The sequence below is a fragment of the Streptomyces sp. NPDC044061 genome, from assembly GCF_056434305.1.
Genome location: NZ_JBWKFL010000023.1, coordinates 36,714 through 60,641 on the forward strand (window position 1 = coordinate 36,714; position 23,928 = coordinate 60,641).

23 protein-coding genes are annotated in these 23,928 nt (G+C 71.5%); 9 read left to right on the forward strand and 14 right to left on the reverse strand.

Annotation, left to right across the window (positions count from 1 at the left end):
• Positions 1-26 precede the first annotated feature (26 nt).
• Positions 27-674 carry a DUF6230 family protein gene (locus AC07CM_RS32070; protein ID WP_478879975.1) on the reverse strand — a complete coding sequence of 216 codons (648 nt, stop codon included), beginning with the start codon at positions 672-674 and terminating at the stop codon, positions 27-29.
• A gap of 620 nt (positions 675-1,294) precedes the next feature.
• On the reverse strand, positions 1,295-2,266 hold the full coding sequence (locus AC07CM_RS32075; RefSeq protein WP_478879976.1) for a tetratricopeptide repeat protein: 972 nt from the start codon (positions 2,264-2,266) through the stop codon (positions 1,295-1,297).
• Positions 2,267-2,475: 209 nt separating this feature from the next.
• On the opposite strand from AC07CM_RS32075, the gene AC07CM_RS32080 reads away from it, so the two are divergent.
• Positions 2,476-3,141: a TetR/AcrR family transcriptional regulator gene (locus tag AC07CM_RS32080; protein WP_478879977.1), complete on the forward strand. Its 666-nt coding sequence runs from the start codon at positions 2,476-2,478 to the stop codon at positions 3,139-3,141.
• A gap of 55 nt (positions 3,142-3,196) precedes the next feature.
• Here the strand turns inward: AC07CM_RS32080 and AC07CM_RS32085 are convergent, their stop codons facing one another.
• The 8 genes from AC07CM_RS32085 to AC07CM_RS32120 form a co-directional block, all read right to left on the reverse strand.
• Positions 3,197-4,897 (reverse strand): acyl-CoA mutase large subunit family protein, encoded by a 1,701-nt coding sequence (locus tag AC07CM_RS32085; protein ID WP_478879978.1) that lies wholly within the window; start codon positions 4,895-4,897, stop codon positions 3,197-3,199.
• 75 nt (positions 4,898-4,972) lie between these two features.
• Positions 4,973-5,311 (reverse strand): DUF3817 domain-containing protein, encoded by a 339-nt coding sequence (locus tag AC07CM_RS32090; protein ID WP_478879979.1) that lies wholly within the window; start codon positions 5,309-5,311, stop codon positions 4,973-4,975.
• 43 nt (positions 5,312-5,354) lie between these two features.
• Positions 5,355-5,864, reverse strand: coding sequence for a MarR family winged helix-turn-helix transcriptional regulator (locus tag AC07CM_RS32095; protein ID WP_478879980.1), 510 nt, complete (start codon positions 5,862-5,864; stop codon positions 5,355-5,357).
• 142 nt (positions 5,865-6,006) lie between these two features.
• Positions 6,007-6,657: a TetR/AcrR family transcriptional regulator gene (locus AC07CM_RS32100; RefSeq protein WP_478879981.1), complete on the reverse strand. Its 651-nt coding sequence runs from the start codon at positions 6,655-6,657 to the stop codon at positions 6,007-6,009.
• Complete coding sequence (locus AC07CM_RS32105) at positions 6,654-7,352, reverse strand: DUF4166 domain-containing protein (RefSeq protein ID WP_478879982.1); 699 nt, start codon at positions 7,350-7,352, stop codon at positions 6,654-6,656. Before AC07CM_RS32105 ends, AC07CM_RS32100 begins: the two co-directional genes overlap by 4 nt.
• Complete coding sequence (locus AC07CM_RS32110; protein WP_478879983.1) at positions 7,349-8,101, reverse strand: hypothetical protein; 753 nt, start codon at positions 8,099-8,101, stop codon at positions 7,349-7,351. Before AC07CM_RS32110 ends, AC07CM_RS32105 begins: the two co-directional genes overlap by 4 nt.
• Positions 8,102-8,249: 148 nt before the next feature.
• Entirely contained in the window at positions 8,250-8,543 is a 294-nt protein-coding gene (locus tag AC07CM_RS32115; protein WP_478879984.1) for an MTH1187 family thiamine-binding protein, read from the reverse strand.
• On the reverse strand, positions 8,540-8,884 hold the full coding sequence (locus AC07CM_RS32120) for a DUF3817 domain-containing protein (RefSeq protein WP_478879985.1): 345 nt from the start codon (positions 8,882-8,884) through the stop codon (positions 8,540-8,542). The genes AC07CM_RS32115 and AC07CM_RS32120 overlap by 4 nt, the downstream gene beginning before the upstream one ends.
• A gap of 169 nt (positions 8,885-9,053) precedes the next feature.
• Here AC07CM_RS32120 and AC07CM_RS32125 point away from each other — a divergent pair, with 169 nt between their 5' ends.
• The 4 genes from AC07CM_RS32125 to AC07CM_RS32140 all read left to right on the forward strand — a co-directional run bounded on the left by AC07CM_RS32125 (position 9,054) and on the right by AC07CM_RS32140 (position 11,710).
• The gene (locus AC07CM_RS32125; protein ID WP_478880056.1) at positions 9,054-9,686 is read left to right on the forward strand and encodes an AIM24 family protein; all 633 of its coding nucleotides are present in this window, start codon (positions 9,054-9,056) and stop codon (positions 9,684-9,686) included.
• Between the two features lies 1 nt (position 9,687).
• The gene (locus tag AC07CM_RS32130) at positions 9,688-10,338 is read left to right on the forward strand and encodes an AIM24 family protein (protein ID WP_478879986.1); all 651 of its coding nucleotides are present in this window, start codon (positions 9,688-9,690) and stop codon (positions 10,336-10,338) included.
• Entirely contained in the window at positions 10,335-11,141 is an 807-nt protein-coding gene (locus AC07CM_RS32135; protein ID WP_478879987.1) for an AIM24 family protein, read from the forward strand. The genes AC07CM_RS32130 and AC07CM_RS32135 overlap by 4 nt, the downstream gene beginning before the upstream one ends.
• A 92-nt stretch (positions 11,142-11,233) precedes the next feature.
• Complete coding sequence (locus AC07CM_RS32140) at positions 11,234-11,710, forward strand: MarR family winged helix-turn-helix transcriptional regulator (protein ID WP_031171854.1); 477 nt, start codon at positions 11,234-11,236, stop codon at positions 11,708-11,710.
• Here the strand turns inward: AC07CM_RS32140 and AC07CM_RS32145 are convergent.
• From AC07CM_RS32145 to AC07CM_RS32155, 3 genes are all read right to left on the reverse strand, one after another.
• Positions 11,664-12,938, reverse strand: coding sequence for an MFS transporter (locus AC07CM_RS32145; protein ID WP_478879988.1), 1,275 nt, complete (start codon positions 12,936-12,938; stop codon positions 11,664-11,666). The genes AC07CM_RS32140 and AC07CM_RS32145 overlap by 47 nt on opposite strands.
• 144 nt (positions 12,939-13,082) lie before the next feature.
• Positions 13,083-14,039, reverse strand: coding sequence for a methylmalonyl Co-A mutase-associated GTPase MeaB (meaB, locus tag AC07CM_RS32150; RefSeq protein ID WP_478879989.1), 957 nt, complete (start codon positions 14,037-14,039; stop codon positions 13,083-13,085).
• A gap of 38 nt (positions 14,040-14,077) precedes the next feature.
• Entirely contained in the window at positions 14,078-15,277 is a 1,200-nt protein-coding gene (locus AC07CM_RS32155) for an acetyl-CoA C-acetyltransferase (protein WP_478879990.1), read from the reverse strand.
• Between the two features lie 149 nt (positions 15,278-15,426).
• On the opposite strand from AC07CM_RS32155, the gene mce reads away from it, so the two are divergent.
• From mce to AC07CM_RS32170, 3 genes are all read left to right on the forward strand, one after another.
• The gene (gene mce / locus AC07CM_RS32160) at positions 15,427-15,867 is read left to right on the forward strand and encodes a methylmalonyl-CoA epimerase (protein WP_478879991.1); all 441 of its coding nucleotides are present in this window, start codon (positions 15,427-15,429) and stop codon (positions 15,865-15,867) included.
• A gap of 379 nt (positions 15,868-16,246) precedes the next feature.
• Positions 16,247-20,095 (forward strand): polarized growth protein Scy, encoded by a 3,849-nt coding sequence (gene scy / locus AC07CM_RS32165; protein WP_478879992.1) that lies wholly within the window; start codon positions 16,247-16,249, stop codon positions 20,093-20,095.
• A gap of 184 nt (positions 20,096-20,279) precedes the next feature.
• Positions 20,280-21,215 (forward strand): cellulose-binding protein, encoded by a 936-nt coding sequence (locus AC07CM_RS32170; protein ID WP_478879993.1) that lies wholly within the window; start codon positions 20,280-20,282, stop codon positions 21,213-21,215.
• An 87-nt stretch (positions 21,216-21,302) separates the two neighbouring features.
• Here the strand turns inward: AC07CM_RS32170 and AC07CM_RS32175 are convergent, their stop codons facing one another.
• The gene (locus AC07CM_RS32175; RefSeq protein ID WP_478879994.1) at positions 21,303-22,820 is read right to left on the reverse strand and encodes an outer membrane protein assembly factor BamB family protein; all 1,518 of its coding nucleotides are present in this window, start codon (positions 22,818-22,820) and stop codon (positions 21,303-21,305) included.
• A 154-nt stretch (positions 22,821-22,974) separates the two neighbouring features.
• Between AC07CM_RS32175 and AC07CM_RS32180 the strand changes: the two genes are divergently transcribed.
• Positions 22,975-23,928, forward strand: a complete 954-nt coding sequence (locus tag AC07CM_RS32180) for an ABC transporter ATP-binding protein (protein WP_478879995.1) — start codon at positions 22,975-22,977, stop codon at positions 23,926-23,928.

The window sequence follows — 23,928 nt, forward strand, 5'->3', positions numbered from 1 at the left end:
CGGCTCCCCCGCCCGTCACCGAGTGCTTAGTAGCACTCGATTCCCTTGCCGTCGCCCTTGTGCAGCGACATGTGCAGACCGCTGAGCTTGAAGGTTCCGGCGGTGGTCGCCCACGCCGTCTGCCTCACGTTGCTCAGGTCGGCCGAGTCGGCCTGCTGGGCGAAGCCGAAGGGGTTGGCCTGCTCGCCGTTGCCCTTCATGCCCGGACCCTTGCTGGCGTCCTTGGCGGCCACACCGATGTCGATGCCGTTGAACGTCGCGTCGGCCTGCAGGTCGTCGACGTCGATGTACAGGTTGTGGGCCTGGACCTTGTCGTGACCGGCGCCACCAGCCTCCAGGCGGAGGGTGACATTGCCGAGGAACGGCACGTCCGGGGTGACCACGGACTGGCACATGTTGGTGATGGTCGCGTCGTTGAACGACGAGACGGCGACGGCGTGGGCCGTCTTCTTCCCGTCGAGCGTGTAACCGGCGTCGACTGCCCCGTACTGCGCGAAACCTTCGCCGTGGAGAGTGTCGGCCGTCACCTTGAACTCTTGGCCGGACACGCTGAACGATGCAGCGAGAGCGCCCTGTGCCAGGGCGACACCTATCGCGGCCGTAGCGGCGACGCTGGGCACCATGACCACAGCGAACCGCTTCCATCTGGTCCCGCCACGCACCTGGGACTCCATATTTCCTCCTTCTCGGACGTACATCTCCTGGCCCGGACTCGCCCCAGTCGGCGGCTCAGCCAGGCAGGGATGGGAGAAGTGCTACGTCCTCGGGAAGGAGAGCGCCTGCGCTCCGAGGCGCGAACCGCGCCCCAATCACCGGCGATCACCCCCGAGCGACAACCACTGGTCGCGCCTGACACGCATCACGCACAACCTTCTGGACAGGCTTCGCCGGTGGCGAAGACCCCCCTGTCCTAGAGCCGGCGCCACTGCCGCCGGCTCTGCCCGGTGGGGACCCAGAGTCTCCCGCGACCCGACCGGATGCCGGGGTACGGGAATGGACCGAGCGTCGCCGATCGTGGTGCATTCTCGCGCCGGGCACAAGGGGGTTCGTTACTGGCTAGTAACGGCCGGATAACCGGAGGACGACCGACCGGTCTCGGAGTGCCACGCTGGGTCGCATCAAGGGGCAGAGCAAAGCCGTTGATCCCTGGACGAAACCAGACAGACCAACGGCCTCGATTTACTCGCAGTAACAGCAGCCGCGATTACCAAGATTTGGTAAAGCGCGGCCGCCCTGACGCCTCGTCGGCAAATCTTTCACCCCGGCATCACAAGCCGTGGCGTTTAGTGACTGGTCAGAACAGCGCCCTTGCCAGTGCCCGGCGCGCCCCGATCACCCGCGGATCCTCGGGGCCCACGACCTCGAACAGGTCCAGCAGCCGGCGCCGCACCGCGTCCCGGTCGTCACCCACCGTGAGCCGCACGGTCTCGATGAGCCGCCCGAAGGCGTCCTCGACATGACCGCCCACCAGATCCAGGTCGGCGGCCGCGATCTGCGCGTCCACGCCACCCGGCTGCTCGGCGGCCTCCTTGCGCACCCGCTGCGGGTCCATGCCCTGCACCCGCTGGAGCAACTCGGCCTGCGCGAGCCCGAGTTTGGCCTCCGTGTTGCCGGGGTCGTCACTCAGTACGCTCTGGTAGGCCTGGACGGCCCCGCCCAGGTCGCCGGCGTCGAGAGCCTGCACGGCGGCCTCCAGCAGGGCGTCGTAGGGCCCCACCGGCACCTCGTGCCGGGGCGCCCCGCCCGGCTGCGCGTCCGGGTCGACGGTCAGGCCGGTCAGCCCGAAGCGCTGCTCGGCGACCTGTACGAGCTGATCCAGGGTCTGCCGGATCTGCTGCTCGTCGGCGGCGCCCTGGAAGAGCGGCAGGGCCTGCCCGGCCACCACGGCGAAGACGGCCGGGATCCCCTGGATCCCGAACTGCTGCATCAGCATCTGGTTGGCGTCGACGTCGATCTTGGCGAGGAGGAAGCGCCCGTCGTACTCGACGGCCAGCCGCTCCAGGACCGGGCTCAGCTGCTTGCAGGGCTGACACCACTCGGCCCAGAAGTCGATGACGACCGGGACTTCGGCGGAGCGCTGCAGGACGTCGCGCTCGAAGCCGGCTTCGTCGACGTCGATGACGAGATCGGCCGGCGAGACGGCCCCCACCCCGCCCTGCCGGGCGGTTTCGGCGCGCGTCTGCTCGGCCTTGGCCTTGGCCTCCTGGGCCGCCTTCACCGCGGCGAGGTCGACGACGCCGCTCATGGACATGTTCCGTGGCTGCATGCGTCTATCCTCCCCCGTTCCCGCGCATGAATGAAAAAGCGGTGTGGTTGGCGCCGGGTCCCCACCCCACGCCGGTGGTCGTCGCCCGTGTACGTCCCACACGAGCTTTCGCTACGAGTCGTAGCGTAATGGCAGGAGGACCCCGCGCGACACCACGCCTCGGTGATCTCCCTCACGACGCCGCAGGACCCGCCGGTTATGGTCGGAAGATGCAGAGTCGCACCCCCGTCGGCCGTACCGGACGCCCGCGCAGCGCGGCCGCGGACGCCGCGATCCTGGCCGCCACGCGCCAGGCGCTGGTCGAACTGGGCTGGTCCAGGCTCACGCTGGGAGACGTGGCCACGCGGGCCGGGGTCGCGAAGACGACGCTGTACCGCCGCTGGGCGGGCAAGCACGAGCTGGTGGTGGACGCGGTCGCCGAGCTCTTCGACGAGCTGGAGCTGCCCGACCGCGGCAGTCTGGCCGCCGACATCGAGGGCGTGGTCCTGCAGTTCGCGGCCATCCTGGCGCGGCCGGAGGCCAGGAGCGGCCTGATGGCCGTGGTCGCGGAGGCCACCCGGGACGACGCCCTGCGCGAACGCATCCGCGCCTCGATCGTGGACCGCCAGATGCGGCTGGTCCTGGAGGGCCGCGCCCGGGCCCAGCGGCGCGGCGAACTCCCCCCCGAACCGGATCCGGCCGAGGCCGCCCGCACCGTGGACCTGATCTTCGACATGGTGGCGGGCGCGGTGGTCCACCGCACCCTGGTCAGCGGCAAGCCGGCGGACGAGGACTGGGTGCGCAGCTTCACCCGGGTGCTGCTCCTGGGCCTGACGTCCCAGCAGGCCGACGGGGTACCTTCCCGGCCGGCCGAGTCGGACGGTGGATGGGCATGAGGCCGGGGGCCCAGGGGGCGGAGCCCCCTGGTACGCCCACACCGGGCGACGGCGCCTAGAAGCCCGCCGGCTCGGTGTACACCCCCCACTCGTCCCGCAGCACTCCGCAGATCTCGCCCAGCGTGGCCTCCGCCCGCACGGCGTCCAGCATCGGCTCGATCATGTTGGCCCCGGTCCGTGCGGCGTCGAGCATCCCGTCCAGCGCCCCGCGAACCGCCGCTTCGTCACGCGCGGCCTTCCGGGAGCCCAGCACCCGGACCTGCTCCCGCTCCACCTCGTGGCTGACCCGCAGGATCTCCAGGTCCCCGGTGGCGGAGCCGGTGTGGACGTTGACGCCCACGACCCTCTTCTCGCCCTTCTCCAGCGCCTGCTGGTAGCGGAACGCGGACTCCGCGATCTCGCCGGTGAACCAGCCGTCCTCGATGCCGCGCAGGATGCCGGAGGTGATGGGCCCGATGGGGTGCTTCCCGTCCGGGTGCGCCCTGAGCCCCCGCTCCTTGATCCGCTCGAAGATCTTCTCCGCGTCGGCCTCGATCCGGTCGGTCAGCTGCTCGACGTACCAGGAACCGCCCAGCGGGTCCGCCACGTTGGCGACCCCGGTCTCCTCCATCAGCACCTGCTGCGTGCGCAGCGCGATCTCGGCGGCCTGCTCGCTGGGCAGCGCCAGCGTCTCGTCCAGGGCGTTGGTGTGCAGCGAGTTGGTCCCGCCGAGCACGGCGGCCAGCGCCTCCACGGCCGTACGCACCACGTTGTTGTACGGCTGCTGCGCGGTCAGCGAGACACCGGCGGTCTGCGTGTGGAATCGCAGCCACTGCGCCTTGTCGCTCTTCGCGCCGTACACGTCCCGCATCCAGCGGGCCCAGATGCGCCGGGCCGCCCGGAACTTGGCGATCTCCTCGAAGAAGTCGAGGTGCGCGTCGAAGAAGAAGGACAGTCCCGGCGCGAAGACGTCGACGTCCATTCCGCGCGAGAGCCCCAGCTCCACGTACCCGAAGCCGTCCGCGAGCGTGTACGCCAGCTCCTGCGCGGCCGTCGAGCCCGCCTCACGGATGTGGTAGCCGGAGACGGACAGCGGCTTGTAGGCGGGGATGCCGGCCGCGCAGTACTCCATGAGGTCGCCGATGAGCCGCAGATGCGGCTCCGGCTGGAAGAGCCACTCCTTCTGGGCGATGTACTCCTTGAAGATGTCGGTCTGGAGGGTCCCGTTGAGCACCCCGGGATCCACGCCCTGCCGCTCGGCGGCGACCAGGTACATGCAGAAGACCGGAACGGCCGGCCCGCTGATCGTCATCGACGTCGTGACGTCACCGAGCGGGATGTCCTTGAACAGGACCTCCATGTCGGCGGCCGAGTCGATCGCGACCCCGCAGTGCCCGACCTCGCCGAGCGAGCGGGGGTCGTCGGAGTCGCGGCCCATGAGCGTCGGCATGTCGAAGGCGACCGAGAGGCCCCCGCCGCCCGCGGCGAGGATCATCTTGTACCGCTCGTTGGTCTGCTCGGCGTTGCCGAACCCGGCGAACTGGCGGATCGTCCAGGTGCGCCCGCGGTAGCCGGTCGGATGGAGCCCGCGCGTGAAGGGGTACTCCCCGGGCCAGCCGATCCGCTCGAATCCCTCGTACGCGTCCCCCGGTCGGGGCCCGTACACCGGCTCCACGGGATCGCCGGAGAGCGTGGTGAAATCTGCGTCGCGCTTGCGCGCGGAGTCGTATCGGGCCTGCCAGCGGCGGCGGCCCTCCTCGATGGCGTGAGCGTCCATACCGTCGAATTTACTTGGACGTCCTAGTAAATGTCGATGGGGAACCGCCACACGACACCCGTGCGGCGGTGGAGGCTACGCCTCGGCGACGGCCGGGGCCGGGTCGGCGACCCTGGTCTCCAGCTCGCGGCTGACCTTGCGCTCGACGAAGAAGGCGGCGGTCGGGATCGTCCCCGCGAGCAGCACCCACAGCTGCTTGCCGACCGGCCACTTCGCCTTGGCGCCCAGGTCGAAGGCGAAGACCAGGTACACGACGTAGAGCCAGCCGTGCGCGATGCCGACGACGGTGGTGAACTTCTCCGCCCCGTCGATGTGCAGCCCGTACTTGGCGATCACACCCAGGGTCAGCAGGACCAGCAGCACACCGGTGACATAGGCCATGACGCGGTAGCGGGTCAGCACGCTCTTCTTCATGCCGTCGAGCGTAACCGCCCGTTCCGGGAGATCTTGCCCCGGGTCACTCCTCGTCGAAGTCGTGTGCCGAGATCCGCAGCGGGCGCAGCATCGCGAAGATCTCCGCGCACTCCTCGGCGTCGTACACCCCGAGACCGAAGTCCATCGCCATCAGGTCACGGGTGGCCGCGTCGACCACCTCGCGGCCCTTGTCGGTGATGACGGCCAGGGTGCCGCGACCGTCGTTGGGGTTGGGTCGCTTGGCCACCAGACCGGACTTCACCAGCCGGTCCACCGTGTTCGTCACGGACGTGGGATGCACCATCAGCCGCTCGCCGATCTTGGACATCGGCAGCTCGCCGGCCTTGGAGAAGGTGAGCAGCACCAGGGCCTCGTAGCGCGCGAAGGTCAGTTCGTACGGCTTGACCACCGCGTCGACCTCGGCCAGCAGAATCTGCTGCGCCCGCATGATCGAGGTGATCGCGGACATGGAGGGCACGTTTCCCCAGCGCTGCTTCCAGAGCTCGTCGGCGCGGGCGATGGGGTCGAAGGGAAGGCTGAGAGGCTTCGGCACGTCATCAGACCCTACCGGCCGGTCATATGCCGGTCAGCCCTGTCTCGGCTTTCGGTCGCCCGGCGGACATCCGGGTGAGATCCGTCACGATTCCTTCCCGGGGGTTCCTGGCGCCGCTGACGGAGGGAGCGCCGTCCGCGGGTCAGCGGCGGCCCGTGCGGCGCAGGTGGTGGCGGACCGCGCGCTGCGCGACCGGACCCAGCTCCTCCATGGCCGCGGCCAGCGCGCCCAGCTGTTCCAGGGCCTCCAGGGCGGCGTGCGCCCCCGCCTCGTCCACGCCCTCGTACAGCTCGATGCCGACGAAGGAGGCGGCGACGGCGCGGGCCAGGCCGGCCGGGTCGGCGAACTCGCCGAACGGGGTCGAGGCCAGCACCCGGCGCAGGACCTGCTCGATCTCGGTGATCCACAGCTCGAGGCCGCCGGCCGCGGCCGGTCCCAGGGCGGCATGAGTGGGCGCGCCGGCCAGGAGCTGGCCGAGGAGCGCGACGTGGCCGTCGGCCCGCTGCCCCTCGTGGATCTCGCGGCCGACGGAGAGCAGCTCGGAGAGGGAGGAGACGGCGGCGAGCCGGGTGCGGTAGTGCGCCACGGCCTTCTCGGCGCCGTAGCGGCAGGCGGCCGCGAGCAGTTCGTCCACGGATCCGAAATGGTAGAAGACCAGCGCCTGGTTGACCCCGGCCGCGGCCGCCACGGTGCGGGCCGAGGTCTTCGCGATGCCCTGTTCGGTGAGCGTGCGCAGCGCGCCCTCCAGGAGCCTGGTCTTCGTCTCCTGGGACTTCGCCGTCTCCGGGCTCATGCGCGCGCCTCCTCCCGCACCGGGCGCAGTCCTGGGCGCACTCCGCCGGCGCCGACGCTCGTGTACGACGCCGTGAACGAGCCCTCGTAGCCGAAGAGCGGTCCGAAGCGGCGGTTGACCACGCTCACCCGGATGCGGAAGCGGCCGGCGGTGTCGTCGTAGGACTCGCGGACCTCGGCCGTGGCGCCGATCAGCTCGGGTACGCGGACGTCCACCGGGCCCTCCCGGAAGCGGTGCTCTCCGGAGCGGATGAGCAGCGAGCCGTTCGGCTCGGCGGCGAAGTGGAGTTCGCTGGCCAGGTGCTGGTGGGTGCCGAGGTAGTCGAGGATGCGGTCGCCCTTGGGGCTGAGCACCATCTGGGCGTCGAAGCGGCGGGCTCGGCCGGGCAGGTCGAAGGTGCGCACGAAGGTCACCGTCTCACGGCCGAACGTGTCCGTGTACGGCACGTTCTCGATGACGAAGGGGATGTTCCGGCCGGGCCGCGGGACGAGGATGTTGCGGGTGGCGCCGAGGGCCAGGAACGGCTTCACGAACGCCGGGCCGTGCCAGATCCGGTCCATGACGCCCCGGCCGGTGCAGGCCTCGCCGCTCGCCAGGCCCACCGAGAAGCGGCGCCTGAGCCGGGGGTGGAGCCGGTCGAAGTCGTCCCCGAGCACGGTGCGGAACATCGAGCGCGGCGGCGCCGTCGTGGTCATCCGTGCTTCTCCAGGGTGCGCAGGAGGCGGGGTGCGCGCGTCCGGGTGACCGGGGCGCGCAGGCAGCGGCGGGCGGCCGGGGTGCAGGCGAGCGGCGCCTTGAGGAGGGCGAGCGACATCACGACCACCAGCAGCAGCGGGCACAGGTAGGCCACGGCGGCCCCGAACGGGCCGAAGACGCGGATGACGGACTTCAGCCCCAGACCGGTCAGGCACGCGGTGAGCACCAGCGCGCGGACCGCCAGTTCGGCCAGCCAGTTGACCAGGGCCCGCTCGGGGGTGATGCCTCGCTCCAGCCACAGCCGCAGCCGATCGAAGGACCAGGCGGTCGCCCAGCCCATCAGCGGCCGGAACACGAGCCGGTCGGCGAACGCGCCGAAGGCGCCCCAGCGGGGGCGGTAGTCGTAGCCGGTGAGGAAGCGGACGCCGTGCGCGTCGGGCACGTACCGCCAGTAGCCGCTGCCCTCGGCGAGCAGCGAGAGCGGGTGCGGGGAGGCGAAGCGCAGGGCGGAGGTGCGGGTGCCATCGGGGCGGTCCCTCTCGCCCGCGGCGACGCCGGTGCCCGACACCGTGAGGAACGGCAGCAGACGGGTGGCGTACCGGAAGCGCTGCGGCTCGCCCTCCGCGCGCGGGAGGTGGGCGATCTCGGTGAACCGCAGGTCCCAGCGCTGGTGCCGGGCGGGGTCCTGGGTACGCGCCCAGAGTTCGTCCAGGTCGGCGCGAATATACGTCTCTATATAGAGACCCATGCTGTTCCCCCACGTCAGAGCGGCTTTTGAGCGAGTGCTCAAACTGTGCCTGAGAGGCAAAGTACACCCCTTTGAGCGATCGCTCAAAGACGAGGGCGGAAGAAAACCCCGGCCCGCCGGGACCGGGGTTCGCGCGCGCCGGCCGGCGCTACTGCGCCAGATGCCGCTCGACTGTCTCGACCTTGGAGGTGAGCCCGTCCGTCACACCGGGCCGGATGTCGGCCTTGAGGACGAGCGACACACGGGGCGCCCGCTCCTCGACGACGGCGACGGCTCGCCGCACGACGTCCATCACCTCGTCCCACTCACCCTCCACGGAGGTGAACATCGCGTCGGTGCGGTTGGGCAGGCCCGACTCGCGGACCACGCGGACGGCGTCGGCGACGTACTCCCCCACGTCCTCACCGACCCCCAGGGGCGTCACGGAGAAGGCGACGATCATGCGTTCACGACCCCTTCCTTGCGGGCGCGGGCCGCGATGACGGCGTCCTCGGCCTCGCGGCGCAGCCTGCGCTCCGCGAAGAAGCCGCCGGTGGGCAGCACGGAGAGGACGAAGTAGAGGGCTGCGGTGCCGAAGCCCCACTTGGTCCGGTTCCAGGCGTCCGCCCAGAAGATCACGTACAGGACGAACAGCACACCGTGGACCGCACCCATCACGGGCACCGCGTTGAAGTCCGTGGTGCGCTTCAGCACCGAACAGACGAGCAGGACCAGGAAGGACACGGCCTCCGGGGCGGAGACCAGGCGGAGGCGGCGGAGGGCGGTGGCGGTCTTGATGTCCACGGATCACCTTCGGTGGGAGTTTGCGAGGAGGGGCTGCCGGTTTGTGAACGCACGCACAAGCGCTCCCTCATTCTGACAAACCTCGCCCCTGGGGGTGCGCTCAGGGTCGCGGTCCACCCACGGGCCCTGTTCCGCCCACCCGCTCGGCCGCTACTTTCCCAGCGTGGCGATGTTCCGACTCCAAGGGAGCAAGGTGCTCGCCGTCGACATGACCGGGGACGCCGTGAAGGCGAAGAACGGCTCGATGGTCGCGTACGACGGGCAGATGGCCTTCAAGAAGCTGAGCGGTGGCGGCGAGGGGCTGCGCGGGATGGTGACCCGGCGGCTCACCGGTGAGCAGATGACGGTGATGGAGGTGAGGGGACAGGGGACCTGCTGGTTCGCCGACCGGGCGTCCGAGATCAACCTGGTCGGACTCCAGGGGGACAAGCTCTACGTCGAGTCGAGCAACCTGCTGGCGACGGACGCGGGGCTGCGGACGGGTACGACGTTTACCGGGCTGCGCGGCGCCTCGCAGGGCAACGGGCTGTTCACGACCACCGTCGAGGGACACGGTCAGGCGGCGATCATGTCCGACGGCCCGGCCGTGGTGCTCCGGGTCAGCCCGCAGTACCCGCTGATCGTCGACCCGGGCGCCTACATCGCCCACCAGGGCAATGTGCGGCAGTCCTTCCAGTCCGGTGTGACGTTCCGCACGCTCTTCGGCGAGGGCGGCGGCGAGGCCTTCCAGATCCGCTTCGAGGGCGACGGGCTGGTGTACGTGCAACCGAGCGAGCGGAACACGATCGCGGGGGACCTGTGAGATGAGCTTCCGGGAGATCAACTCCAAGATGGTGGAGGCGACCGTGCTGCCCGGGCAGCGGCTGTTCAGCCAGCGCGGCGCGATGCTCGCCTACAGGGGGGACGTGTCCTTCACGCCCAACCTGCAGGGCGGCCAGGGCGGGCTGATGTCCATGCTCGGGCGGCGGGTGGCCGGCGAGGCGACCCCGCTGATGAGCGTCGAGGGCAGCGGGTCCGTCTTCTTCGGGCACGGCGGCCACCATGTGCACGTCATCAACCTCTCCGGCGACACCCTGTACGTCGAGGCCGACCGGCTGCTCGCCTTCGAGGGCACCCTGCGGCAGGGCACGATGTTCATGGGCTCGCAGGGCGGGGTCATGGGCCTGGTCAGGGGGCAGGTCACCGGGCAGGGCCTGTTCACGACCACCCTCCAGGGCCAGGGTTCGGTGGCGGTGATGGCGCACGGCGGCGTCTTCGAGATCCCGATCACCCCGCAGCGCCCGGTCCACGTCGACCCGCAGGCCTACGTCGCCCACCACGGCGACGTCCGCAACAAGCTCTCCACCGCGCTCGGCTGGCGCGACATGGTGGGCCGCGGCTCCGGCGAGGCCTTCCAGCTGGAGCTGAGCGGCAGCGGCACAGTGTACGTCCAGGCCTCGGAGGAGAAGCTGTGAGCGCGTACGGAACCCCCGGCGGCCCCGTGGTGCACGACCCGATGACCCTCCCCGCCGACGACAACGTGAACAAGTACACGTTCTGCGTCGAGCTCAGGAGCGGGCAGTGGTTCCTGCAGAAGGGGAAGATGATCGCCTACTACGGGGCGATCGAGTTCAACGGCGTCGGGCACGGCCGACTCGACCGACTTGTCCGTACCTCGTTCCATTCGCCACTGCACGCGAGCGACTGGGTCGTGGCGGAGGGCTCGGGCAAGATGCTGCTGGCCGACCGGGCCTTCGACGTCAACTCCTATGACCTGGACGACGGGAACTTGACCATTCGCGCTGGCAATCTGCTCGCTTTTCAGCCAAGTCTCGCGCTCAAACAATCGATCGTGCCAGGTTTTCTGACCCTTATCGGAACCGGGAAGTTTGTGGCCGCATCTAACGGTCCGGTGGTGTTCATGGAACCTCCGATCCGGGTGGACCCCCAGGCGCTCGTCGGGTGGGCCGACTGCCCGTCACCCTGTCATCACTACGACCACGGGTATCTGACGGGTGTCATGGGCGGTCTACGTGCGATGACGGGCCTCGGCGGGGCTTCCGGCGAGGAGCACCAGTTCGAGTTCGTGGGGGCGGGGACGGTCCTGCTGCAGTCCAGTGAGACCCTCATGGCCGAGCAGGCGACAGGAGTGGTTCCGCCCGAACCGGGGGTCCCCGGCGGTGGCGGAGCGGCACCGGGTGGACACGGTCCGCAATCGTCGGGGGTACCGCGCCTTCCCGGACAGCTGGGGGACCTCCAGCGTCGCTTCGGGCTGTGAGCGGTAGTCTGCGGAGTGTGACGTCGAACGCGTGCGCACAGTCACACCACCCGAAGTAGTTCGCCATTCAACTTCTTAGGTAGACTTCATTCATGGAGACCGAGACGGCCACGCGCTGGCTGACCGATGCGGAGCAGTGCGCCTGGCGCACCCACCTGGAGGTCAACAGGCTGTTGACGTACCAGCTCGAAAAGGATCTGCAGCCGTTCGGCCTGACAATGAACGACTACGAGATCCTCGTGAACCTCTCCGAGTCGGACGACGTGCGGATGCGGATGAGCGACCTGGCCTCCGCGACCCTGCAGTCCAAGAGCCGGCTCTCGCACCAGATCACACGGATGGAGAACGCGAACCTGGTGCGGCGCGAGAACTGCGAGTCCGACCGGCGGGGGCTGTACGCCGTGCTGACGGAGCACGGCATGGAGACGATGAAGAAGGTCGCGCCGCATCACGTGGCGTCGGTCAGACGGCACTTCATCGATCTGCTCTCGCCGGAGGCGCTGATAGAGCTGGACAAGGCGCTCAAGCCGATCGCCGAGCATCTGAGGGGGCAGCGGGGGCGTCCCTGAGCTGGGCAGGAGGCACCCGGGCAGCGGGGGAGCCCAGCCCTGGGCGCTGCCAGGACCTCGTCGGCAACACCGCCAGCACAGCCAGCACGGCCACCGCCCCGGACAGCAGGAAACAGGTCCCGAGCGGCAGCGCTCCGATCAGCAGCCCCGCCGCCGGCGCTCCGGCCGCGCTTCCCGCGTTCACCCCGGTGTTCACCCATGCCCCGGCCCGCGTGCGGGAGCCCTCCGCTGCGGTCTCGTCGGCCAGCAGGTAGGCCGTCGTCAGGGCCGGAGCGACGAACGCACCCGCGCAGGCCATGGCCGCCGTGAGGGTCCACAGGCCCGGCGCGAGGCCCGCCGCGGCGATCACCAGGCCCAGGGCCACCGCGCACCGGCACAGCCGTACGCGGGCGGCCGTACGCCACCGCACCGCCCCGTTGACCAGCCCGCCCACCGCGCTGCCCGCCGACAGCGCGCCCAGGACCCAGGGCACCAGGGCGGTGTCGTACGAGCGCTCGGCCGCGAAGGCCGTCACCAGCAGTTCGACGCCGCTGAGGGCCAGTCCGACGGAGGTGGCCACGGCGACCGGGAGCAGCAGGCCACGCCCGCCGCCGGACTCCTTCCGGCGCGGGGCGGGGTGCGGCCCGGTCATCGCCGGGGACATGACGAAGGCGCAGGTGCCGGCGACGTTCAGCAGCGCGCTCAGCAGGATGCCGGACGCCGGCGGTGCGAAGCCGGCCAGCACACCGATCAGCGCGGGCCCGGACACGAACAGCAGTTCCTCGGCGACGCCGTCCAGGCCGTAGGCGCGCTGCAGGAGGCTCCGGTCGGCGACCAGTTCGGCCCACAGGGCGCGCATGGTGGGCCCCAGCGGAGGTGCGCAAGCGCCCGCCAGGGCGGCGGCCGCGGCGATGAGCGGCGCCGGCGCCCCGGGGCGCCAGGTGAGCGCTGCCAGGGCACACAGGAAGGTGCCGTGGAGGGCGGCCAGCGGGCGCAGGGCGCGGCGCGGACCGTACCGGTCGACGAGGGACGCCCGCAGGGGCATCAGGAAGACGGTGGCGCCGCCGAACAGGGACATCACGGCGCCGGAGACCGGGTAGGACCCGGTGGCCCGGATGACGGACAGCATCACCGAGAGTGACACGGTGCCGTAGGACAGGCGGGCGATCAGGGCAGCGGCGAAGGTCCGGCGGGCATGCGGGACGCGCAGGACGGCGGCGTACGAGGGCCGCGCAGGGTGCGTGGACACGCTGGAGTTCCTCGGGGAGAGGCGGAGAGGGGACACCGAGGGACGCGGTGGCCCGTACCGTCGGGCCCCGCGATCCGGTGCGCTCTACGCCAAGGAGAGGAACATGCCGTCAACCTAGCAGCGAGTGGGCCGTGTTGACGACGTTCAGCTCTCCGTCAGCCCCGCCACCAGCTCGTCCGCCGCGCGGTACGGGTCCAGTCGCCCGGCGACGATGCGCTCCGCGAGCGCGTCGAGGCGGCGGTCGCCGTGCAGGTCGCCGATGCGTGTCCGCAGGGCCGTGACGGCGATGGTCTCCACCTCGCGGGCCGCGCGGGCCCTGCGGCGTTCGGCGAGGACCCCGCGCTCCTCCATCCAGGCCCGGTGCTTCTCCAGGGCCTCCACGACCTCGTCCACGCCCTCCGCGCGGGCCGCGACCGTCTTGACGATGGGCGGACGCCAGTCGCCGGGGCCGCGGGACTCGCCGAGGCCGAGCATGTGGTTCAGCTCGCGGGCGGTGGCGTCGGCGCCGTCGCGGTCCGCCTTGTTGACGACGTAGACGTCGCCGATCTCGAGGATGCCGGCCTTCGCGGCCTGGATGCCGTCGCCCATCCCCGGGGCCAGCAGCACCATGCTCGTGTCCGCCTGGGAGGCGATCTCCACCTCCGACTGGCCGACGCCGACCGTCTCCACCAGGATCACGTCGCAGCCCGCCGCGTCCAGCACGCGGATCGCCTGGGGCGCGGCCCAGGCCAGACCGCCCAGGTGACCCCGGGTGGCCATCGAGCGGATGTAGACACCCGGGTCGGAGGCGTGGTCCGACATGCGGACCCGGTCGCCGAGCAGGGCGCCGCCGGAGAACGGGGACGACGGGTCGACGGCCAGGACGCCGACCCGCTTCCCCTGCTTGCGGTACGCCGTGACGAGGGCGGAGGTGGAGGTCGACTTGCCGACGCCGGGGGAGCCCGTCAGGCCCACCACGTAGGCGTTGCCGGTCAGCGGCGCGAGCGCCGCCATGACCTCCCTGAGCTGCGGGGACGCCCCCTCCACCAGGGAGATGAGCCGGGCCACGGCACGCGGCCGGCCTTCCCTGGCCTGGGCCACCAGAGAGGAGACGTCCTGCATCAAACAGCTCCGTTCACTTCGCAGACGTACAGAGGAACTCAGGCCTTCGGTACCCGCACGATCAGGGCGTCGCCCTGACCGCCGCCACCGCACAGCGCGGCCGCGCCGACACCGCCGCCGCGGCGCTTGAGCTCCAGCGCCAAGTGGAGCACGAGACGGGCGCCGGACATGCCGATCGGGTGACCGAGGGCGATGGCGCCGCCGTTGACGTTCACCTTTTCCGTGGACACGCCGAGGTCCTTCATTGACTGCACGGCGACCGCGGCGAAGGCCTCGTTGATCTCGATCAGGTCGAGGTCGGAGACCCCCAGGCCCTCCTTCTTCAGGGCGTGCTGGATGGCGTTGGACGGCTGCGACTGCAGCGAGTTGTCCGGCCCGGCCACGTTGCCGTGCGCGCCGATCTCCGCGAGCCACTCCAGGCCCAGCTCCTCGGCCTTGGCCTTGCTCATCACGACCACGGCCGCGGCGCCGTCCGAGATCTGCGAGGAGGTGCCGGCCGTGATCGTGCCGTCCCGGGTGAAGGCGGGGCGCAGCTTGCCCAGCGACTCCGCGGTCGTGTCGCCGCGAATGCCCTCGTCCTTGCTGAAGACGACCGGCTCGCCCTTGCGCTGCGGGATCTCGACCGGGGTGATCTCGGCCTCGAAGACGCCGTTCTTCTGCGCGGCGGCGGCGCGCTGGTGGGACAGGGCGGCGATCTCGTCCTGCTCCGGGCGGGCGATGCCGAGGCGCGTGTTGTGCTTCTCCGTCGACTCGCCCATGGCGATGCCCTCGAAGGAGTCGGTCAGGCCGTCGTACGCCATCGCGTCGAGCATCTCGACCGCGCCGTACTTGAAGCCCTCACGGGACTTGGGCAGCAGGTGCGGGGCGTTGGTCATCGACTCCTGGCCGCCCGCCACGACGATGTCGAACTCGCCGGCGCGGATCAGCTGGTCGGCCAGCGCGATCGCGTCCAGGCCGGACAGACACACCTTGTTGATGGTGAGCGCCGGGATGCTCATCGGGATGCCCGCCTTGACGGCGGCCTGGCGGGCCGGGATCTGCCCGGCACCTGCCTGCAGCACCTGCCCCATGATCACGTACTGCACCTGGTCGCCACCGATCCCCGCACGGTCGAGGGCGGCCTTGATCGCGAAGCCACCGAGATCGGCTCCGGAGAAGGACTTCAGCGAGCCGAGCAACCGTCCCATGGGCGTGCGAGCGCCCGCGACGATCACCGAGGTGTTCGTTCCAGAAGACATGAGCTGCGATCCCCTTACCGGCCTGCACAGCCGAGGAGTGAACGAGGGTTTACTTCGAATGTACTGACCGGTACCGGAACCCGTCATCGGCCTTACGGTGTGATCGCGCGCACGTTGCGTAACCACCTCCGGGGCGCTGCACTGAATCCATGCTGACGCGAATCGACCACATCGGGATCGCCTGCCACGACCTCGACGCCACCGTCGAGTTCTACCGGGCCACGTACGGCTTCGAGGTGTTCCACACCGAAGTCAACGAGGAGCAGGGCGTACGCGAGGCCATGCTCAAGATCAACGAGACGTCCGACGGCGGCGCCTCCTACCTCCAGCTGCTGGAACCGACCCGGGAGGACTCCACGGTCGCCAAGTGGCTGGCGAAGAACGGGGAGGGCGTCCACCACATCGCGTTCGGTACGGCGGATGTGGACGGGGACTCCGCGGAGATCCGCGGCAAGGGCGTACGCGTTCTGTACGACGAGCCACGACGTGGCTCCATGGGGTCGCGGATCACCTTTCTGCACCCCAAGGATTGCCACGGCGTCCTGACAGAACTGGTCACTTCGGCCCCGGTTGAGTCGCCCGAGCACTGACCCCCGTACATAAGGGCCGGTAGGGTTGGGGGCGGTCGTCGCCACAACCGGGACGACCCGGTCCCTCCGTCAAAGGTGACGTCTGCCTCGCGACGCCTGGCACGCACGCTCGCCGCGTTGCCGGAAGGCCCTGGTAGCTCCGCTACGAGGACCTTCCAGCGCCTTGCGATCGCACGCACCGGACGCCGCGAGGCCCGCCCTCCGGGCGGACGACGTCACCTTTGACGGAGGGACCACCGGGGTCCGGGTTTCGGGGGACGAGCGTCGGGGCAGCAGCCCGTGCTCCGCCGTTGATCTGACACCATTCCCCGGGGGCCCCGTTCGGCGGATGGACGGAGCTCGTTGGAGAAGCTGACCAGGGGACGGATGGGACCGCGCAGTGCGGGGCTACGAGAGCCAGGAGCGAGAGCCGGCGGCTGACGTCGACCACCTCTCTCGGTTCGAGGCCGAGATGAAGCGGCTGAAGACCGAGCGGGAAAAGGCGATCCAGCACGCCGAGGACCTCGGCTACCAGGTCGAGGTGCTGCGCGCCAAGCTGCACGAGGCGCGCCGCACCCTGATGACCCGGCCCGCCTACGACGGCGGTGACATCGGCTATCAGGCCGAACAGTTGCTCCGCAACGCCCAGATTCAGGCCGATCAGCTGCGCCAGGACGCCGAGCGGGAGCTGAGCCAGGCCCGCGCGCAGACCCAGCGCATCCTGCAGGAGCACGCCGAGCAGGCCGCCCGCCTCCAGGCCGAGCTGCACCAGGAGGCGGTCACCCGCCGGCAGCAGCTGGACCAGGAGCTGGCCGAGCGCCGGCAGACCGTCGAGTCGCACGTCAACGAGAACGTGGCGTGGGCCGAGCAGCTGCGCTCCCGCACCGAGCAGCAGGCCCGCCGGCTGCTGGACGAGTCGCGCGCCGAGACCGAGCAGGCGATGACCGCCGCCCGTGCCGAGGCCGAGCGGCTGACCCGCGAGGCCCGCGAGCGGCTGCAGAGCGACGCCGAGAGCGCCCGCTCGGAGGCCGAGCAGATCCTGCGCCGTGCCCGCACGGACGCAGAGCGGCTGCTGAACGCCGCCTCCACGCAGGCCCAGGAGGCCACCGACCACGCCGAGCAGCTGCGCAGCTCCACCGCCACCGAGTCGGACTCCGCCCGCCGGCAGGCCGGCGAGCTGAGCCGGGCCGCCGAGCAGCGCATGGCCGAGGCCGAGGAGGCGCTGCGCAAGGCGCAGTCCGAGGCCGAGAAGCTGGTCACCGAGGCGGAGACCGCGGCCGCCAAGGCGCTCTCCGGTGCCGAGGCCGCCAACGAGACCCGGACGCGCACGGCCAAGGAGCAGGTCGCCCGGCTGGTCGAGGAGGCCACCAAGGAGGCCGAGACCACCAGGGCGGACGCCGAGCAGCTCGTCGCGGACGCCCGTGCCGAGGCCGAGAAGATCGTCGCGGAGGCCTCCGAGAAGGCCCGCACGATCACCGCCGAGGAGAGCGCGACCCAGCTGTCCAAGGCCGCCAAGACCGCCGAGGACGTCCTCAACAAGGCGTCGGAGGAGGCCAGGAACACCACCAAGGCCGCCACCGAGGAGGCCGAGCGGATCCGTACGGAGGCCGAGGCCGAGGCGGACCGGCTGCGCGCCGAGGCGCACGACATCGTCGAGCAGCTCAAGGGCGCGGCGAAGGACGACACCAAGGAGTACCGCGCCAAGACGGTCGAACTGCAGGAGGAGGCCCGCCGGCTGCGCGGCGAGGCCGAGCAGCTGCGCGCCGACGCGGTCGCCGAGGGCGAGTCCATCCGCGCCGAGGCCCGCCGCGAGGCCGTGGTGCAGATCGAGGAGGCGGCCAGGTCCGCCGAGGAGCTGCTGGCCAAGGCCAAGGCGGACGCCGACGAGCTGCGGCAGAAGGCGGCCGGCGACAGCGAGAAGGTCCGCACCGAGGCCATCGAGCGGGCCACCGCGCTGCGCCGGCAGGCCGAGGAGACCCTGGAGCGCACCCGCAAGGAGGCCGAGCGGCTGCGCGCGGAGTCCGCCGAAGAGGTCGAGACGGTCAGGGCGGACGCCGAGAAGGCGGCGCGCGAGCTGCACGAGGAGACCGAGCGGGCGGTCGAGGCCCGTCGCGCCGAGGCCGCCGAGGAACTGACCCGGCTGCAGACGGAGGCCCAGGAGCGGCTGGCGGCGGCCGAGCAGGCGCTCGCCGACGCCCGCGCGGAGGCGGCCCGGATCCGCCGGGAGGCCGCCGAGGAGACCGAGCGGCTGCGCGCGGAGTCCGCCGAGCGGATCCGTACGTTCCAGCAGCAGGCCGAGGCCGAGGCCGAACGGCTGCGCGACGAGGCCGCGTCGGACGCGTCCGTCTCGCGTGCCGAGGGCGAGGCCGTCGCCGTACGTCTGCGTTCGGAGGCCGCCGCCGAGGCCGAGCGGCTGAAGGTCGAGGCCCAGGACACCGCCGACCGGGTCCGCGCGGAGGCTCAGGCCGCCGCCGAGCGGCTGGGCACCGAGGCGTCCGAGACGCTCGCCGCCGCCCAGGAGGAGGCCGCCCGGCGCCGCCGTGAGGCCGAGGAACTGCTCGGTGCCGCACGCGGCGAGGCCGACCAGGAGCGCGAGCGGGCCCGCGAGCAGAGCGAGGAGCTGCTGGCCTCGGCGCGCAGGCGCGTGGAGGACGCGCAGACCGAGGCGACCCGGCTGGTCGAGGAGGCCGACCGGCGCGCCACCGAGATGGTGTCCGCCGCCGAGCAGCACGCCCAGCAGGTGCGGGACTCGGTCACGGGGCTGCACGAGCAGGCGCAGGAGGAGATCACCGGGCTGCGCTCGGCCGCCGAGCACGCGGCGGACCGTACCCGCCGCGAGGCCGAGGAGGAGGCGGACCGGGTCCGCGCCGACGCCTACGCCGAGCGGGAGCGCGCGAGCGAGGACGCCTCGCGGATCCGGCGGGAGGCGAACGAGGAGGCGGAGGCCGCCAGGGCGCTGGCCGAGCGTACGGTCGGGGAGGCGATCGCCGAGTCCGACCGGCTGCGCTCCGAGGCGGGCGAGTACGCCCAGCGGGTGCGCACGGAGGCGTCGGACTCGCTCGCCGAGGCCGACCAGGCCGCGGCCCGCACCCGGGCGGACGCCCGCGAGGACGCCAACCGCATCCGCTCGGACGCGGCGACCCAGGTGGACACGCTCATCACCGAGGCCGGCAACGAGGCGGAGCGGCTGCGCACCGAGACGGCCGCCGCGGCCGAGCGCGTCCGTGCCGAGGCCACCGCGAACGCCGAGCAGCTCGTCGCGGACGCCACCGGCGACGCCGAGCGGCTGCGCGCCGACGCCGCCGAGACGGTCGGCTCGGCCCAGCAGCACGCGGAGCGGCTGCGCGGCGAGGCCGAGCGGCTCCGGGCGGACGCGGAGGCGGAGGCCGATCGGCTGGTCAACTCCGCGCGCCAGGAGGCCGAGCGGACCCTCGACGAGGCCCGCAAGGACGCCAACAAGCGGCGTTCGGAGGCGGCCGAGCAGGTCGACACGCTCATCACGGAGACCACGGCCGAGGCGGACAAGCTGCTCACCGAGGCCCAGCAGCAGGCGCTGAAGACCACCGCCGACGCCGAGTCGCAGGCCGACACGATGGTGGGCGCGGCCCGCAGCGAGGCCGAGCGGATCGTCTCCGAGGCGACCGTCGAGGGCAATACGCGGGTGGAGAAGGCCCGCACGGACGCGGACGAGCTGCTGGTCGGGGCCCGCCGGGACGCGACGGCCATCAGGGAGCGCGCGGAGGAGCTGCGCGACCGCCTCACCACCGAGATCGAGGAGCTGCACGAGCGGGCCCGGCGCGAGGCCGCCGAGACGATGAAGTCCGCGGGCGACCGCTGCGACGCGCTCATCAAGGCCGCCGAGGAGCAGCTGGCCAAGGCGCAGGCGAAGGCCAAGGAGCTGGTGTCGGAGGCGAGCTCCGAGGCGGGCAAGGTCCGTATCGCCGCCGTCAAGAAGGCGGAGGGTCTGCTCAAGGAGGCCGAGCAGAAGAAGGCCACGCTGGTCAGGGAGGCCGAGGAGCTGAAGGCCGAGGCGATCCGCGAGGCACGGCGGACGGTCGAGGAGGGCAAGCGCGAACTGGAGATCCTGGTGCGCAGGCGCGAGGACATCAACACCGAGATCTCCCGGGTCCAGGACGTCCTGGAGGCGCTCGAGTCCTTCGAGACCCCGTCGGCCGGCAAGGACGGCGGAGTCAAGGCGGGCGCCACCGTCGGTCCCCCTCGATCGGGTGGCAAGTCGTCGGACAGCTAGCGGACGAGGGGGGTTCGGGTGTCTTCTGGGGGGCTTTGCCCTGGTCCTTGGCAAGCCGTCCGACGGTCAGCCACCCAAAAGAGGTGTCATTCTCCAGATCAAACACGTATCCGCTCGATGACACACCGCTTCGGCCCCTAGGATTCCACCTATCACCTCACCGGTCTCTTTCGACAGGAACCCCATGAGCGACACTTCCCCCTACGGCTTCGAGCTTGTGCGGCGTGGGTACGACCGCGCTCAGGTGGACGAACGTATCTCCAAGCTCGTCTCCGACCGTGACAGCGCTCTCTCTCGCATCACCTCCCTGGAGAAGCGCATCGAGGAGCTCCATCTCGAGACGCAGAACGCCCAGGCACAGATCACCGACGCGGAACCGTCGTACGCGGGGCTCGGCGCACGGGTCGAGAAGATCCTGCGCCTCGCCGAGGAAGAGGCGAAGGACCTGCGGGACGAGGCCCGGCGCGCTGCCGAGCAGCACCGCGAGCTCGCCGAGTCGGCGGCCCAGCAGGTCCGCAACGACGCCGAGTCCTTCGCGGCCGAGCGCAAGGCCAAGGCCGAGGACGAGGGCGTCCGGATCGTCGAGAAGGCCAAGAGTGAGGCCTCCCAGCTGCGCGCCGACGCGCAGAAGGACGCGCAGTCCAAGCGCGAGGAGGCGGACGCCCTCTTCGAGGAGACCCGCGCCAAGGCCGCGCAGGCCGCCGCCGACTTCGAGACGAACCTCGCCAAGCGTCGCGAGCAGTCCGAGCGCGACCTGGCCTCGCGTCAGCAGAAGGCCGAGAAGCGCCTCGCCGAGATCGAGCACCGCGCCGAGCAGCTCCGTCTGGAGGCGGAGAAGCTGCGCACCGACGCCGAGCGCCGCGCCCGCCAGACGGTGGAGACGGCCCAGCGCCAGGCCGAGGACATCGTGGCCGACGCCAACGCCAAGGCCGACCGCATCCGCTCGGAATCCGAGCGCGAGCTGGCCGCCCTCACCAACCGCCGCGACTCGATCAACGCCCAGCTGACGAACGTCCGCGAGATGCTCGCCACGCTGACCGGTGCCGCGGTGGCCGCGGCCGGCTCCCCCGCCGAGGACGAGCCGATCTCCCGGGGCGTTCCGGCGCAGCAGTCCCGGTAGCCACGGGTAGTCGCACGACGCCGAAGGGGGCGGTGGGACCTGGTCCCACCGCCCCCTTCGGTGTGCGCGGGGTGCCGCGCGGGCGGGCTAGCGCAGTCCCAGGAGGGGCGGTTCCTGTGTGCCGTCGCCGTTGACGACGACCCAGGTGTCGCCGGCGCGCAGCAGCTGGCCGCCGGTGGCGTACTTGTCCGTGCGCACCGTCGTGCCGTCGTCCTCACCGATGCGGTGCCCATGGGCCGCCTCGAGCGTCCACAGCCGGCCGTCCCCGAGCACCGCCACCCGGTCGCGTCCGGCCGGGGCCAGTGCGGCGACCTCGTTCACGTCGACGTGCCACAGGTGCCGGCCGTCGCGCAGCGCGTAGCCCGAGACCCGGTCGGGGGCCGAGGCACCCGGCTCGGCGCCGGCGACGACGAGCGTGTCCCCGCTGACGGTCGCCCACAGCGCGGGCCGCGCCGTGAAGGTCTCGTAGTTGCCCGGAAGGGGCGTCAGGTCCTCGTCGTCGCCGGTGAGGGGGATCCGCACCGGGTCGCCTTCGTGGTCGGGGTAGGCCAGGACGGCGGCGACGCCCCGCTTGTCGCTCTCCTTCAGCAGGAGGGTGAAGGGGTCGGCGCAGAGCACCATGACCGTGTCGGCGGGGCTCTCGATGGGCAGGTCCAGGCCGGCGCGCCGCTTGCCGGTGGCGTTGTCCAGGGTCACCAGTCGTCCGCTGCCGCCGTCCCCCGTCGCGCAGGTGACGACGACGCGTGTGACACCGCCGGTCGCGGAGGCGACGTTCGGCGCGCACGTCTCGCCGCCGCGGCTCTTCCCGATCAGATCGGCGTGCCAGCGCGGGCGGCCGTCGGCGAGGCCGTACGCCCGGACGCCGTCGTCGGTGAGCGCGAGGGCCACGTCCCCGTCGGCCGCGAGCAGGCCGTCGCTGCCGGAGGTGAACCCGGCGACGCCCTTGACGGGCTGCTCCCAGACCTTGCGTCCGGTGCGGGTGTCGACGCCCCACACCGTGTCGCAGGGCTTCCGGTAGCGCGCGAAGGCGACCAGGCCGATGCCGTCGACGACCCGGTCGCTCATCCCGCAGACCGACTCGCGCACGGGGGCGCGGAGCATCCAGCGGCGGTCCCCGTCGTGGGAGTCGTAGGCGACGAGCGCGTCGGTGCGCACGCGGACCACGGTCGACGCGTCCGCGCCGACGGTCCACACGCCCTGGGCCCGTGCGGTCGACGGCCGGTCCCGTCCGGTCTCCCAGGCGCTGTCGAGCACCGGCCCGCGCATCCACAGGTACGCCTGCCGGCCGGGCCACAGCGCGAGCAGCACGCCCGCCACGGCGAGGACGGCGGGCACCGCCTTGCCGGGACGCCGGTCGGTGAACCTGCCGATGGTGACGAGGAGGGAGATGTAGCCGACGAAGGTCAGCGCGAACGCGAGAACGATGGTGGGTGCGGTGCCGTCCGGGCAGGAGTCGTACCTGCCGCCGCAGGAGTTGCCGGGAATGGACGACCACCCGAGCACATGGAACTCCACCGCGAGCCCGGCCGCGGCCCCGGCCGCCACGATCGCAAGCCCCGCCCGCACCGCGCCCCGCCCCGTGCGCGGTCTGCTGTCCTCAACCACTGCCGCCCCCGCCCGTGTTCTGTTTTCCGGCGCTCCCCGGCACCGCCCCCGGTGATCAGGGGGCTGGAGCATAACGCGGCGGCGGGTACGGCGTCCCGGCCACCCGCGGGCCGCCCCGGTGGCAGCCTCCCCGGACCGGTCATAGCGTGGCCGCGTGATCGAGCTCGAGGGGCTGACCAAGCGGTACGGCGAGAAGGTCGCGGTGGACCATCTCAGCTTCGCCGTGCGCCCGGGCATCGTGACGGGGTTTCTGGGGCCGAACGGTGCCGGGAAGTCCACGACCATGCGGATGATCCTCGGCCTCGACCGGCCCACCGCCGGTGACGTCCGGATCGACGGCGTGCACTACGCCCAGCTCAAGGACCCGCTGACGTACGTCGGGGCGCTGCTGGACGCGAAGGCCGTGCACGGCGGGCGGAGCGCCTACAACCACCTCCTGTGCCTGGCGCAGAGCAACGGGATCCCCCGGCTGCGGGTGGACGAGGTGCTCGACACCGTCGGGCTCACGCCGGTGGCGCGGAAGAAGGCCAAGGGGTTCTCGTACGGGATGGGGCAGCGGCTCGGGATCGCGGGCGCGCTGCTCGGGGATCCGAAGATCCTGATGTTCGACGAGCCGGTCAACGGGCTCGACCCCGAGGGCATCCACTGGATCCGGAACCTGATGAAGTCGCTCGCCGCGCAGGGGCGGACCGTGTTCGTCTCGAGCCATCTGATGAGCGAGATGGCACTGACCGCCGATCACCTGGTGGTGATCGGGCAGGGCCGGCTGCTCGCCGACACCTCCATGGCCGACTTCATCCGGCAGCACTCGCGCAGTTATGTCCGGATCCGCTCCCCGCAGCGCGAGCGGCTGCTGGACGTGCTGCGCGAGTCCGGCATCACCGTCGTGGAGGCGGGCGCCGGTGCGCTGGAGGTGGAGGGCGGCAAGTCCGAGCGGATCGGGGAGCTGGCCGCCCGGCACGGGGTCGTGCTGCACGAGCTGAGCCCGCAGCAGGCCTCGCTGGAGGAGGCGTTCATGCGGCTGACGGCGGAGTCGGTGGAGTACCACGCGCACGCCGCACCCGCGCCCGCCCCCCAGGAGTGGGGCGCCGGCTGGAAGGGGGCCTGA